Annotated in this window: 11 protein-coding genes; 3 read left to right on the top strand and 8 right to left on the bottom strand. The window is 68.5% G+C overall.

The window, feature by feature from the left end; translation table 11 throughout:
* The 4 genes from HEP74_RS04725 to HEP74_RS04740 all read right to left on the bottom strand — a co-directional run bounded on the left by HEP74_RS04725 (position 1) and on the right by HEP74_RS04740 (position 7,315).
* Positions 1–960: a L,D-transpeptidase family protein gene (locus HEP74_RS04725; RefSeq protein ID WP_185815417.1), complete on the bottom strand. Its 960-nt coding sequence runs from the start codon at positions 958–960 to the stop codon at positions 1–3.
* A gap of 174 nt (positions 961–1,134) precedes the next feature.
* Positions 1,135–3,858: a TonB-dependent receptor gene (locus HEP74_RS04730; protein ID WP_185815418.1), complete on the bottom strand. Its 2,724-nt coding sequence runs from the start codon at positions 3,856–3,858 to the stop codon at positions 1,135–1,137.
* Between the two features lie 135 nt (positions 3,859–3,993).
* Positions 3,994–5,163, bottom strand: coding sequence for a phosphatidylinositol-specific phospholipase C1-like protein (locus HEP74_RS04735; protein WP_185815419.1), 1,170 nt, complete (start codon positions 5,161–5,163; stop codon positions 3,994–3,996).
* A gap of 205 nt (positions 5,164–5,368) precedes the next feature.
* Entirely contained in the window at positions 5,369–7,315 is a 1,947-nt protein-coding gene (locus HEP74_RS04740; protein ID WP_185815420.1) for an acetyl-CoA hydrolase/transferase C-terminal domain-containing protein, read from the bottom strand.
* 112 nt (positions 7,316–7,427) lie between these two features.
* Here HEP74_RS04740 and HEP74_RS04745 point away from each other — a divergent pair, with 112 nt between their 5' ends.
* Genes HEP74_RS04745 through HEP74_RS04755 form a run of 3 tightly spaced genes read left to right on the top strand, consistent with a single transcriptional unit; the run spans position 7,428 to position 9,908 of the window.
* Positions 7,428–7,796 carry a BlaI/MecI/CopY family transcriptional regulator gene (locus HEP74_RS04745; RefSeq protein ID WP_185815421.1) on the top strand — a complete coding sequence of 123 codons (369 nt, stop codon included), beginning with the start codon at positions 7,428–7,430 and terminating at the stop codon, positions 7,794–7,796.
* Positions 7,786–9,318, top strand: a complete 1,533-nt coding sequence (locus tag HEP74_RS04750) for a TonB family protein (protein ID WP_185815422.1) — start codon at positions 7,786–7,788, stop codon at positions 9,316–9,318. The genes HEP74_RS04745 and HEP74_RS04750 overlap by 11 nt, the downstream gene beginning before the upstream one ends.
* Positions 9,318–9,908 carry a hypothetical protein gene (locus HEP74_RS04755; protein WP_524540765.1) on the top strand — a complete coding sequence of 197 codons (591 nt, stop codon included), beginning with the start codon at positions 9,318–9,320 and terminating at the stop codon, positions 9,906–9,908. The genes HEP74_RS04750 and HEP74_RS04755 overlap by 1 nt, the downstream gene beginning before the upstream one ends.
* Positions 9,909–10,119: 211 nt before the next feature.
* On the opposite strand, the gene HEP74_RS04760 is transcribed toward HEP74_RS04755, so the two are convergent.
* From HEP74_RS04760 to modA, 4 genes are all read right to left on the bottom strand, one after another.
* On the bottom strand, positions 10,120–10,677 hold the full coding sequence (locus HEP74_RS04760) for a flavin reductase family protein (protein WP_185815423.1): 558 nt from the start codon (positions 10,675–10,677) through the stop codon (positions 10,120–10,122).
* A 68-nt stretch (positions 10,678–10,745) separates the two neighbouring features.
* Positions 10,746–11,363, bottom strand: a complete 618-nt coding sequence (locus HEP74_RS04765; protein ID WP_185815424.1) for a molybdenum ABC transporter ATP-binding protein — start codon at positions 11,361–11,363, stop codon at positions 10,746–10,748.
* 85 nt (positions 11,364–11,448) lie between these two features.
* Positions 11,449–12,144, bottom strand: a complete 696-nt coding sequence (modB, locus tag HEP74_RS04770; RefSeq protein WP_185815425.1) for a molybdate ABC transporter permease subunit — start codon at positions 12,142–12,144, stop codon at positions 11,449–11,451.
* Positions 12,145–12,154: 10 nt separating this feature from the next.
* On the bottom strand, positions 12,155–12,931 hold the full coding sequence (modA, locus tag HEP74_RS04775) for a molybdate ABC transporter substrate-binding protein (RefSeq protein ID WP_185815426.1): 777 nt from the start codon (positions 12,929–12,931) through the stop codon (positions 12,155–12,157).
* Positions 12,932–12,993 lie beyond the last annotated feature (62 nt).

Here is a 12,993-nt window from a genome sequence, read left to right on the forward strand (position 1 = left end):
TCACTCCTGCATCGTCACCGGCACCGATGCGTTCACCGCAGCGGCCACGGTCAGCGCATCCCAGTTGGTCAGGCGCACGCAGCCATGCGATTGCGCCTTGCCGACCCGCGCCGGATCCGGCGTGCCATGCAGGCCGTAGTGGTCCTTGGACAGATCGATCCACACCTCGCCGACCGGATTGTTCGGGCCTGCGGCCAGTGTGGCCTTCTTGTCGGACTTGTCGGCGTCCCAGAACAGCTTGGGGTTGTAGTGGAAGGTCGGCTGCCGCACCACGCCCTTGATCTTCCAATCGCCGATCGGCAGCGGGTCGTGCTCGCTGCCGGTGGATGCGGGGAACTGGGCCAGGATCGCGCCGCCGGCGTCGAGCAGGCGCACGGTGGAGTCGGATTTGTCGACCACCAGCTTGGCCGCCTTCGGCAGCGCGGCGGTGCCGAGCACGTTCGGCACCTGCACGCTGCCGCCGGCCTGGCTGAAGTCGACCGACGGGTTGAGCGCGCGCAACAGCGCAGGCGCGGAGTGGAAGCGTTCGCCCAGACGCTCTTCCACCGATTCGTAGCCCAGCGCCGGCAGCTTGGCTTTCTCCGCGGTGTCCTCGGGAATCTTGGGGAACGGGCCGGCGACGTCCTCGGCGGTGAGCGTGTAGGCGACCAGCGCGGGCGCGGCGTCCTGCGCCAGCGCCTGCCAGGTGGCGTCGTCGAGTTCGCCGTTTGCGGTCAGCCCGCGCGCCTGCTGGAAGCCGGAGACGGCGCGGCGCTGGTTGGAGCCTGGCTGGCCGTCGATCTCGCCCGGGGAGAAGTGCGCGCGGTCCAGCAGCACTTGCGCGTGCAGCGGCGAACGCTCGCCGCTGTCCGGGGCTGCGCTGGAGGCCGCGGCCTTGGCGGGCGGTTGCGCCGATGCGTTGCCGACTGCGCTTGCGAGCAGCACGGCAAGGCAGGTAAGTGGAAGCGATAGGCGGGACATCGGCGACTCCGGCATGAATTCCCGCCACCATGCCTAAGCGCCGCGACTAGCCAGCGTGAAATGACTGGCTGTCCGCTGACCGAAGCGCGGCCGGCACTGCCGGGCCGCGCATCCGTCGCCTTCGAGATCGAAGGCGCGAGGCCTCCGGCGCGATACGCCGGAGGCAGGCAGCGCTCAGTAGGTGTAGCCCAGCGTCAGCATGTACACCCGGCCGGTCTCGACATAGGCGCCGTCGGCGCCGGGATCGTAGGCCATGTAGCGCGTGGACTTGCCCTGGGTCTCGTAGAACGTGGCCGCATTGAGCAGGTTCTTGGCCGACACGCCCACGTCGATGCCGTGCGGCAGGTGGTAGGTGGCGTTCAAGTCCAGCGACTTCACCGGCTGCAGGTAGTAGTTGAGTCGGTCGCTGGTCAGGCCGAGCAGTTGCAGGCCGGTGTAGTTGTAGCTCAGGTCCGCACGCAGCTTGGTGTCGTCGTAGAACAGGTCCAGGTTGTAGATGCGCTCCGGTGCGCGCGGCAACCAGGTGTTTTCCGGCTGGTCGGCGCGCTTGCTGTCGGCCGAGCTGTGCTGCAGGGTGAGGTTGGCGGTGGCGCCGAAATTGCCCCAGAAACCGGGCAGATCCTGCAGGCGCTTGCTCAGCGCCAACTCCACGCCGTAGAGCTTGGCGGTGCCGCCGTTCTGCGGCATGGTCACCGGCACGCCGTTCTCGAACGTGGTGCCGGTGGGAACCAGGCCGCCGAGCGTGTTGTCGTTGCTGGTGGCCGACTGCGAGGTGTAGACGAAGCCGGTGATGCGCTTGTAGTAGGCCGCCGCGCTGAGCACGCCGCCGTGGGCGTCGTAGAACTCCGCGGACAGGTCGGCGTTGTCGGCCTTGCTCGGATTGAGGTCGGGATTGGGCTTGGAAATGCCGATGACCGTGTTGTTGGGGTCGATGGTGTAGACCGTCTCGCCGGAAATCAGGCCGAACGCCGGGCGGCTGAAGCTGCGCCGCAGCGAGGCGCGGTAGACGGTGAGGTCGTCCGGGCGATAGTTGAGGCTGATGCCCGGCAGCACCTCGCCGTAGGTGCGGCCGTTGCCGACGAACTGGCCATTGACGCCATCGCCGCTGGATTGCCAGGAATCGGCCGAGTAGCGGGTCAGTTCGTAGCGCACACCGGGCAGCACGGTCACCTCGCCGACGTGCAGCGTGGCCATCGCATAGCCGGAATAGATCGCTTCGGTGCTGGAGGTGGTGTTGGCGTTGTAGTCGTTGGCGGTGTAGACGCCGGCGCCCTTGGGATCGTCGATGTACTTGTAGGGCACGGCCTGCGCCAGCATCCAGCTGCGGTCCAGGATCTTGAACGGGCCGGCATAGTGGCCATCGAAGGCGCCGTAGGTCACCCGCCCCGGGATCGCGCTCAGCGGCGGGCCGCCGGCGGTGGGGAAGGCGTAGTTGGGGCCGCCGAAGTAGGGGCCGTTGGAGACGAAGTTGCCGTCCTTGTGGAAGAACGGATGGTCGTAGGCGCCGCGGTCGGCGTGGTCGGCCGACAGCCCGACCTTGACGCTGTCCAGCACGCTGTCGTCCACCCGGTAGGTGATGTCGGTATGCGCATTGATCCGGTTGTCGTGGCTGCCGGCATCATGGCCCTGCACCTTCCACAGCAAGGACGAGTCCAGGTTGTAGAAGTAATTCTTCAGCGCGTCGGAGCTGGGGCCGATGCCCGGATAGGTCGGATCGCTGAGGTCGAAGGCGAAGCTGCCGGGGGTGAAGCCGTACAGGCTGGCCGAGACGTAGTCCGGCCGGCTGCGGGTGCCGCGGCCGAACGAGGTGCCGTAGTCGAATTGCAGGCGGTCCAGCGTGGTCGTGCCGCCCAGTTGCAGCGTGGCCAGTTTTTCGCCGATGTCGTGCGTGTTGAAGTAGCCGCCGCGCACCGCCGTGGGCTGGTTCAAATAGGTTTCCAGGCGCGCGCTGGACTGGTCCTGCTGCCCGCTGACATCGTAACTGCCGTAGATGGCGCGGGCGTACAGCTTGCTGTGCTCGCCCTGCCAGTCGAACGCGAGATTGGCGCCATAGCGCTCGATCTGGCTGGTGTAGACGCTGTACTTGTAGCGGGTGCTGACCAATGGCCCCACGTCGCGCAGATCGACGGCATTGGCCTGCGCCGGATCGACCGGGACGTATTTGCTGTTGGGCGCCGGCGCCTGCGCCATGTTGTTGTTCTTGCCGTAGTAAGCGGCGACGTAGAGGCCGAAGGCCTGGTTGTCGCCGAACTTCCAGGCCAGTTCCTGTTGCAGCGTGCCGCCCTTGTCCTTGCCGCCCAGGTCCGAGGCCAGCGCGTTGAACTGGCCCTGCGCGGTGGTCTTGCCGTAGAAATCGCCGTTGAAGTCGAACGCGCTGGGGGTGCGCATATCGATCGCGCCACCGATCGCGTCGCCGGGCATGTCCGGCGTCGGCGCCTTGGACACCTGCACCGACTGGATGCCGAACGGGGCCAGCATGTTCAACGAGATCGCACGGGTCGACGAATCGGTTTCGGGCATGCCGAAGCCGTTGAGGGTGTAGGCGTTGTAGCTGGCGTCCATGCCGCGGATGCTGACGTAGGCGTTCTCGCCGGTGGTGGCCTGGCCCAGGTGCATGTCGCTGTAGGCCGACAACCCCGGCATGTGCGCGAGCACGTCGGCGATGCCGGCCGAGGGAATCGCGTCGATCTGCTCCTTGTCCATCACGCTGTTGACGCTGGCGGACAGGCGTTGTTCGTTGATCGAACCGGGCGCGGGCGCCTGGTCGGCCTGCACGTTGACCGAGTCCAGCGTGGTGGGGGTACGTGGGCTCGCGTCCTCCGCGAAGGCGGGTGCGCAGAACGTCAGGGCGATACTGATGGCGTAGGTCAGGCGGCTGATGGAACGGAAGGACGGCATGCAGAGAACTCGCGGTTGGTGAGCTTGGGTACCCTGGCCCCGGCTAAGCGGGCGCAGGCGATTGCATCGCCCATGCGTTCCATTGCGACAGGTGTGTGGAGGTGGTGCGGTACGAACGGCGCGAGCGGCGCCGATTCAATGCGTCAGATCGGTGCCGTCGCAGCGTGCGTTCGGGAATTGCGGATTGCAGCGCGCGGCCGCGTCGCCATCGAAACGCACCACGTAGCCGGAAGCGGCCGGCTCGCGGTCGGGGAAATCGGTGCTGAGCAGCTGTGCGCCGCTGGCGAGCATGCCGTCGCGGCGCGTGGTGTCGTTGCTTGCCGGTTCTTTCAGGTCCGCATCGGTGCGGGTGCGCACCAGATATCCCGCTTTCACCAGGCGCGCGATCTCTTCGGCGCTGCCGTCGTTGCGCTCGGTGAAGGCGGCATCGTCTTCGCCGGGAATGGCATTGGTGAAGCACACGCGGCCGCGCAACGACGCATGACCGGGCAAGTAGTGCCGGCCCACCGAATGCTGGTCGAGCAGGAACACGATCTTGCCGCGCGCCTCGTCCAGGGATGGCCAGCCATGTTCGAGGATCGCGGCATTGAGCGTGGCTGCGCTGCCGCGCACCTGGTCGGGACTCAGGTACTCGCCGCGCCGGAATACCGAGCGGATTTCCGCATCCAGCGCGTCCATCGCCTTGGCATCGAAGGGTTCGGGCTGCACGGTCGGGAACGCCAACTGCAACGGCGACTCCTCGGTTTCCAGCAGCACGAATATCGGCAGATGGCGCGGATGCCGCTTGGACCAGGCGCTCACTTCCTGCAGGCAGGCGATGAGCGGCTGGCAGGTGCTGCGCTGGTCAAGATCCTGCACATGCATGACCTTGAATCCCGGCTTTTCCATCACGCCGGGCGCGGCGTGGGCCGGCGCCGGCGGCAGTCCGGCCTTGGCGATCTGCTCGGCGATCGCCGGATGCGCATAGCGGCCGCCCTCGGCGTCGGCATAGATATCCAGTTCGATCTGCCTGACGCCGTCGTCGAACTGCTGCGTCAGCGGCGGATGGCGGTAGTCCAGCTTGGCGAACACCGCCGGATTGGTCTGCTTCCACAGTGCCGCTTCGCTGGGCGCGAAACCGGCGTGGTAGCTATTGTGGCTGCCGATGTACTGCAGCTCGTTGAGCCGCGGCGCGGCATGCAATGCGAGCGGGACGATCGTCAACAGGCCGAGCAGGACGCGTCGGAGACGGTGCAGGCGCGCGGCAGGCGGCAGAGCGGGGCAGGCCGTTTCCAGCGCCGGGGATACAGGTGAACAGGGGCGCATGCGGCAAAGCCGAAGAACGTGGTGCGATCATCATCGCGGGTCAGCTTGACGCGCATCTTTCCAAACTATTGCTGCATTGCGTCATTCAGTGCGACCGCAACGCGGCAAGCGACAGACTGCGACGGAAATTGCGATGCGGCGACCTCGGCGCTGGCCGGGGCGCAGACTCGCCGTGCCGTTTCGCCGCGCCGCTGCGGCTAGGTTCTCAGGGCGACCTGGTCTGGCGCAGGGCGTAGGCCAGCAGACGCGCTTCCACGCGCTCACCGATACTGCGCGGCGCCTCCAGCGCCATGCGTTGCAGGCTGGCCGGATCGCCGGGCTCGCGCGACAGCAGCGCGCGTGCGACGGTGGCCAGCTTCGTGCCGGTGCTGGCGGTATTGCGCTTGAGCCAGGCCAGCGCGCGCAGCAGGCGCTGTTCGACCTCGGTGAAATCGCTGCCCAGCGGATAGTCGGGCAGGGTGCCGTCGGCGCGGAACGGGGCCAGCGCGGCGCGCACGCGTTCGGCGCGGTTGCGCTGCCAGTGCGGCCGCACGAAGGCGTCGGGGCACAGCTTGCCGGCCTGTTTGGCTTCGGCCAGCAGCGCAGGCTGGAACGCCGCATCGGCGATGCCGATCATCCCGACGATGCAGTCTTCGTCGGTCATGCTGCGCAGGTCGGCGATGCCGTATTCGTTGAGATAGATGTCGCGCAGGTGGCGCGGGATCGTGGTGTGGCCGTAGTTCCAGCGCACGTTGGAGTGCAGCGCGGGCGCTTCGCCGCGGATGGCGCGGAACATCAGCACGCTGCGCGCGTCGTCCAGCGCGTGCGCCATCGCCACGAAGTTGTACTGGCCGCCGACCCCGGACACCACGCGGCCGTCGTCCAGCGCATCGGACACCGCCGCGCCCAGCGCGGTGGCCATCATGCACGAGTTGAAGAAGCGCGCCTCGCGGCGTTGCAGGCGGCGCAGGCGCTCGTCGCCGTACAGCTGGTTGATCGCGCTGATGCGGTGCATGCCGATGCCGGCGAGCGCCTCCGGCGCCATCTCGCGCAGCCAGGCGTAGAACTCGGGCGAGCCGAGGTAGAACGCGCCCTGCAGGTATTCGCCGTCGCGCTGCAGCCGCGCCTGGTCGCCGGCATCGGCGCTGCCATCGGCCACGCGCTGCATCAGCTCCGCGTCGTCGAGTACCTTGCGCTGGATCACGCCGCACTGGACCAACTGGCGGAAGCCTTCGTTGAGCATCTCGCTGCAGCCGAACAGGCCGATCGAAAACGGCGCGAGTCCGCCGCATTCCTGTACCGCGGGGTGTGCTGCCAGTTCCGGATCCAGCGCCGCCAGCACCTGCCGGTAGCGCGCGTTGTCGGTGTGCCGCAGCACCAGTGCGTGGCACAGCGCATCTGCCAGGGTGCCGATGCCGATCTGCAGCGTGCCGCCGTCGCGCACCAGCGTGCTCGCATACAGCCCGATGGCGTAGTCGGCATCGGCCACCGGTTGCCGCGGCAGTCCGAACAGGCGCGGATACGGGCCCGGCGGGGTCACCACCACGTCGAAGAACGATGGCTCCACCGCCGCGCTGCCACCGATCCAAGGCAGCTGCGGATCGACCTCGGCGACCAGCAGCGGCCGCGGCAGGCCGCGCCGGCGCACCGCGTCCAGCGTGTCCTGGGTGATGTCGTTGTTGCACGAGAACGACAGGCGGGTGCTATCGGGTTCGCGCGCCACCTTCTGCACGATCAGGTTAGGCGCGCGCTGCGCCACCGCATCGGCCGCATGCGTGTAGTTGAGGCTGGTGTAGTTGCGCTGCGCCTGCGTCGAGCGCAGCAGCGCGCCGGATTGCATGTAGAACTCTTCCACCTGGATATGCGCCGGCAGCGCATCGCGCTGCAGGGCCTGCACGTACCTGAGCTGGGGGAAATCGTCGCCGAAATGGCGCTGCACGAACGGGCGCAGGAAGCGGCCTTCCAGCCCGCCGCCGGGCGCCGGCGCGTTCAGCGACAGCGCGGTGTAGAGCTGCATCGGCCGCTGCGGATCGGCGGCGACCCGGTCGTACAGCGCGTTGAGCAGGCGGTGCGGCTTGCCGATGCCCAGCGGCGCGCCGATGCGCAGTGGGCCGGGGATGCGCTGCAGGATCAACTCGACAGCGGCGTCGAGGTCTTCGAGGGAGTCGGTCATAGCGGCATAGCTTAGGCGAGCGCCGCAATCGCGTGTTTCCGCGGTTGGCGAAAGCGCTTGACAACGGATTCGATTACTCATGTAATCGATAAAAATTACAGGCGTAAACGATATGTCGATCAGCGATGCCGAAGCCGTTGTGATGGAGGTGCTGTGGAACCGGAGCCCGCTCGGTGCCGAGGAGGTGTTCGCGGCCCTATCCGGGCATGGCGGCTGGGCCGAACCCACGGTCAAGACCTTGCTCAATCGGCTGCTCAACAAGGGCGCGATCCGCGCCGACAAACAGGGCCGCCGCTATCTGTACGCGCCGCTGCTGCAGCGCGAACAGTGGGTGCAGCAACAGAGCGAAGGCCTGCTCGAACGCCTGTTCGGCGGCCGCGTCGCGCCGCTGGTGGCGCACTTCAGCGAACGCGGCAAGCTCAGCGACGCCGATATCGCCGAACTCAAACGACTGATCCAGGAGCTGGACGATGAGCGTTGAAACCTTCGTAGCGGGGATGTGGGCCACGGCGCTGTCCGGCAGTGTGGCGATCGTGTTGGCGTTGGCGCTGCGTGCGCCGTTGCGGCGCGCGTTCGGTGCCGGCGTCGCCTACGCGGTATGGGGTGTGGTGCCGTTGGCCATGCTCGCCGTACTGCTGCCTGGCGACGTGCGTCCGGCGCTGCCGGCGGCATTGGCGATGCCGCAGGTCTGGGTCGGGCTGCCGCAGGAATCCGCTGGCGCTGCCGGTGCGATGACGCTGGCGAGCAGCCATGCCGCCCTGTGGATGGCTGCCCTCTGGCTGCTTGGCGCGGCGGCGATGGCCGCCGCGTTGTGGCGGCAGCAGCAGCGCTATCGGCATAGCCTGGGCCAGCTGTCGCCCGGCACAGATGGGGTGCTGTACGCACAACATGCCTTGCACGGTCCGTTGGTGCTCGGCGCTTGGCGCCCGCGGGTGGTGCTGCCGATGGATTTCGCGCAGCGCTATCCGCCCGCGCAGGCGCAACTGGTGCTGGCCCACGAGCGCATGCACATCGCCCGCGGCGACACCCGCCATAACCTGTTGCTGGCGGCCTTGCGCTGTGCCTACTGGTTCAACCCCTTGCTGCACTGGGCCGCGGCGCGGTTCCGCTTCGACCAGGAACTGGCCTGCGATGCGGCGGTGCTGGCACGGCATCCTGCCTCGCGCCGCAGCTACGCCGAAGCGATGCTGCAGACCCAACTGGATGCGACTGCATTGCCGGTGGGCTGCCATTGGCAGGCCGGGCAGACCCTGCGGCAGCGGATCGGCATGCTGCAGCGGCCGACCGTGCGCGGCTGGCGGCGGCGTGCGGGCATCGCCGTGGTGGCGATGGCGACGCTGTGCGGCGGCGGCGCGGCATGGGCGTTGCAACCGCTGCCGGCATCCGCGCTGGCGGGAAGCGGCATTGCGCCTGCGCTGGCGGATGCGCAAGCGCCGGATGCAGGCGCGCTGGCGGGGACCACTACCGCCGCGGGCGCAGCGCCGGCCGATACTGGAACGCGCTTGCCCATGCTGCTCGCTTCGACAGCCGATGCTGCGACCACATCCGCCAAGCGCGCCACCGTGGATGCCAAGCCAATGGCCATGCCGCCACCGGCCTATCCGCGCGACGCACTGCGCGAGGGCGCCTCGGGAAAACTGTCGCTGTTGGTGAGCGTGGATGCGGCCGGCGCCGTCAGCGATGTGCAGTTGCTTGATCGTGGTACGGGCAATGTGGCGCTGGACCAGGCGGCGATTGCCGCCGCCAGGAAGTGGCGCTTCGTTCCGGCGCAGAAGCAGGGACGGACGGTGGCGTCGCGGTTGAAGATACCGGTCAACTTCGAATCCGGGAGGGAGCCTGTGGATGCGCCATCGGGGGTCCCCAATGCATCGAACTATCGCTGGTATCTGGTGGATACGGAGGCGGATGATGCGCCTGAGCAAACCTGCGACGTTGTCTCTGTCGATGGGCAAGGGCCGACCCGGCGCGTGTATTGCGGCATGTCCATCAAGACGGCCAAGTGATGAGCCTGCGCAGGATCTGCCTGGCCAGCCTGTGCCTGTGCCTGGCCGGCTGCGCCAGCCAGCCGCCGCGCGGGCAGACCCAGCGGCTGGATTCCGTGGACCAGCGCTTGCTTGCGCCACGCGGCGATGGCGCCCTGGGCGGCGCCATCGCCGCCTACACGATGCAGCCGCAGCAGGTGTTCCGCATGCCGCAGCCGCTGGACGCGGCGACGCCGCAACTGCCGGCCGACTCGCCGCGGCGCACGCTGGCACCGACCACGGTGTGCGTGCGGGTGGTCCTGTCCGCGCAAGGCGCGGTACAGCGCAGCGAGTCCTTGCACGATCGCGAGGAATGCCGTGCCGGTACGCTGGCGGACAACGCCGATCTGCTGCAAGCGGTGCAGCAGGAGGTCGCGCGCTGGCGCTTCGTGCCCGCGGCGATCTGCACCTATGCCGATCCGGCGCAGCGGCCGGCAGTGGAGGGACGCTGCGACGATGCGGTGTCGGTGGAAGAGGTGCCGGTGACGCTGGCCTACGCGTTCACCTTCGAGGTGCGCGAGGGCAAGGCCAGCGTGCAGGCCGGGCGCGTGGGCGGTCGAAGTGCGCGTTGAGTGTTTGATGCCGCACCGTGAGCGCCGGAAAGTATTTCTCTGACGATTGACGATTGACGATTGAGGGTTACGGAAGCGATCGGTTAGTTTCTGGCCATCGATTGCGATAGGCGTCGCCACAGAGTCTGTCGCGACTGAAGTCGCTCCTACAAGGGCGGTATCTCTCAGGGGCATGTGGCAGCAGGATCGCTGCCGCGCGTTGTCTTCGCCGCTACAGCATCTCCGGCTTGAACAGGCGCCGCCGCGAGACCTCCGCGCCGGACAGCATGAACTTGCCGTCGCCACGGTAGTGCACAGTCTTGGGCAGTTTCGGCGACGTGGCGACATGTGCCTTGACCACCTCCCAGACGAACAGGTTGTGCCTGGCGATCTGGCGGCCGTCGTGCAGGCGGCACTCGAAGCTCGCATAGCACTCGGCGATCGACGGCGCATCGACGTGCGTGCCGGCCACCGCGGTCAGGCCGAAGTGGGCGAACTTGTCGAGTTGCGCGCCGCTGCTGTTGCCGATGCCGACCACGGTGTCGAGCAGGTCCGCGGTCGGTAGATTGATCGTGCATTGCTTGCTGCGCCGGACCAGTTCGAAGCTGTGGTTGGCGCTGGAGATGCAGCAGGCGATCAGCGACGGCGAGAACTCCAGCACCATGTGCCAGCCCATGGTCATGATGTCGCGCTGCCCTTTCCATGCCGAACCTACCAGCACCACCGGGCCGGGTTCCAGAAACCGACGCACCTGGTCGAGCGGGAAATCGTGCTTGCGGTAGCGGCGCATGGCGGCGGCCTCGCTTCGTTGCGATGGCGCATAGTCTGGCCATCGGCGGTGAACGCGGCGTCGGCGCGCTACTCCAGCCGATGGATCGCGTCGGCGATGCGTTCCACTTCCTCGGCCTGATGGCTGACGTAGAGCATCGGCAGCCGCACTTCGTCGCGCACGCGCTGCAGGTACGGGATCAGTTCGCTGCGGCGTTGCGCGTCCAGCGCCGACAGCGGTTCGTCGAACAGCAGGATCGCCGGCTGCGACAGCAATGCGCGGCCGATCGCCACGCGCTGCGCCTCGCCGCCGGACAGGTTGCCCGGGCGCCGCGCCAGCAGGGGCGCGATGCCGAGCAGCTCCACCACCGCATCGAAGCCGAAGCGCTCGGCCTGGCCGCGGCCGTGGCGGCCGTAGCCGAGGTTGCGGCGTACGTCCATGTGCGGGAACAATCGCGCGTCCTGGAATACGTAGCCGATGCGGCGGCGGTGGGTGGGCACGTCGATGCCGGCGGCGCTGTCGTAGAGCACGCGCTCGTCGATGGCGATGCGTCCGCTGCGCGGCCGCAACACGCCGGCGATGGCGTTGAGCATGCTGGTCTTGCCGGCGCCGGACGGGCCGACCAGCGCGACCACGCGCGCCGTTTCCTCGACCCGCAAGCGGCGCTGGAAGCGGCCGCGCTGCACTTCGATATCGATGCTCAGCATCGGCGCATGCTCGCGTCACGTTGCGAATGCGGCGCGCCATGGACACGCGTCGCGGGCCGATCGCGCGCAGCGTTGCGGAGCCGGCTCACGCGTCCGCCTCCGGACCGCGCTGGCGCCGCACCAGCCATTCGGACAGCAGCAACGCGGCCAGCGAGATCGCCAGGGCCACTGCCGCCAGCCGCCAGATGCCCGCTTCGCCGCCGGGCACCTGCAGCAGGCCGTAGATCGCCGACGACAGGGTCTGGGTTTCCCCGGGAATGTTCGACACGAAGGTGATGGTGGCGCCGAATTCGCCCAGCGCCTTGGCGAAGGCGAGCGCGGTCCCGGCGACCAGTCCGGGCCAGGCCAGCGGCAGGGTGATGCTGAAGAACACCCGCCATGGCCCGGCGCCGAGCGTGGCCGCGGCCGCCTCCAGGCGGCGGTCGGTGGATTCCAGCGCCATGCGGATCGCGCGTACCATCAGCGGGAATCCCATCACCGCGCTGGCCAGCGCCGCGCCGGTCCAACGGAACGCGAACTGCACGCCCAGGTGCTCGAGCAGCCAGGCGCCGACCGGCCCCTGCGTGCCGAACACGATCAGCAGCGCATAGCCGGTGACGATCGGCGGCATCACCAGCGGCAGGTGCAGCAACGCATCCAGCAGCGCCTTGCCGGGGAAACGGCGCCGCGCCAGCAGCCAGCCGCAGGCCACGCCGAACGGCAGGCTGCCCAGCGCCGCGACCAGCGCGACCTTGACGCTGAGCGCGATCGCGGTGAGTTCTTGCGGCGTGAATGCGAACAACGGCGATGGCTCAGTGCGCGAGCGAGAAACCGCGGCGCTGGAAGATCGCCTGCGCCGGCGGCGTACTCAGCCAGCGCACGAAATCGGCCGCGGCCGGATGCTTGCCGGCGCGCAGCGCCGCCACCGGATACACGATCGGCGCGTGGCTGTCGGCCGGGAACACCGCCACCACCCGCACCTTCGGTTCGGCCTTGGCGTCGGAGCCGTAGACGATGCCCAATGGCGCCTCGCCGCGCGCGACCAGCATCAGCGCGGCGCGCACGCTTTCCGATTCGGCCAGGCGCGCCTGCACGCCGTCCCACTGGCCGAGTGTCTGCAGCGCGGCGCGCGCGTACTTGCCGGCCGGCACGCTGGTGGTCTGGCCGACCGCAAGGCGGCCCTGCGCCCCGAGCGCGGCGGCGAGCGTGCCGGGTCTGCGCAGATCGACCTTGGCGGCGCTCGCCACCGGCGCGACCAGCACCAGCGTGTTGCCGAGCAGGTTGCGGCGCTGTGCCGGATCGACCAGCTGGCGCTGCTGCAGATAGTCCATCCACTCCAGGTCGGCGGAGAAGAACACGTCCGCCGGCGCGCCTTGTTCCACCTGCCGCGCCAGCGCCGAGCTGGCCGCGTACGACACCTGCACCGGCGTGCCGCTGGAGCGCTGGTAGGCAACCGTGGCCTCGTCCAGGGATTCCTTCAGGCTGGCCGCGGCGAATACGGTCAGCGGCGTCTGCGCCCAGGCCGGCGGCGCGGCCATGGCAACGGTGAGCGAGAGCAGGCACAGCAGGCTGCGTAGCGAACGGGACATGGGGCGCTCCGAGGAATCAGGGGACGGGCGGCGATCGGCTGGACCTGGCGCAGTGGCGCGCA

The sequence above is a fragment of the Xanthomonas sp. SS genome, from assembly GCF_014236835.1.
Classification (GTDB): domain Bacteria; phylum Pseudomonadota; class Gammaproteobacteria; order Xanthomonadales; family Xanthomonadaceae; genus Xanthomonas_A.

What these genes read in the sequence shown, in the direction of transcription:
- HEP74_RS04730 (WP_185815418.1), bottom strand. Translation starts at nt 3,858, where the DNA reads ATGCCGTCCTTCCGTTCCATCAGCCGCCTGACCTACGCCATCAGTATC.
- HEP74_RS04755 (WP_524540765.1), top strand. Translation starts at nt 9,318, where the DNA reads ATGAGCCTGCGCAGGATCTGCCTGGCCAGCCTGTGCCTGTGCCTGGCC.
- HEP74_RS04760 (WP_185815423.1), bottom strand. Translation starts at nt 10,677, where the DNA reads ATGCGCCGCTACCGCAAGCACGATTTCCCGCTCGACCAGGTGCGTCGG.
- modA (WP_185815426.1), bottom strand. Translation starts at nt 12,931, where the DNA reads ATGTCCCGTTCGCTACGCAGCCTGCTGTGCCTGCTCTCGCTCACCGTT.
- HEP74_RS04745 (WP_185815421.1), top strand. Translation starts at nt 7,428, where the DNA reads ATGTCGATCAGCGATGCCGAAGCCGTTGTGATGGAGGTGCTGTGGAAC.
- HEP74_RS04765 (WP_185815424.1), bottom strand. Translation starts at nt 11,363, where the DNA reads ATGCTGAGCATCGATATCGAAGTGCAGCGCGGCCGCTTCCAGCGCCGC.
- HEP74_RS04725 (WP_185815417.1), bottom strand. Translation starts at nt 960, where the DNA reads ATGTCCCGCCTATCGCTTCCACTTACCTGCCTTGCCGTGCTGCTCGCA.
- HEP74_RS04750 (WP_185815422.1), top strand. Translation starts at nt 7,786, where the DNA reads ATGAGCGTTGAAACCTTCGTAGCGGGGATGTGGGCCACGGCGCTGTCC.
- HEP74_RS04740 (WP_185815420.1), bottom strand. Translation starts at nt 7,315, where the DNA reads ATGACCGACTCCCTCGAAGACCTCGACGCCGCTGTCGAGTTGATCCTG.
- HEP74_RS04735 (WP_185815419.1), bottom strand. Translation starts at nt 5,163, where the DNA reads ATGCGCCCCTGTTCACCTGTATCCCCGGCGCTGGAAACGGCCTGCCCC.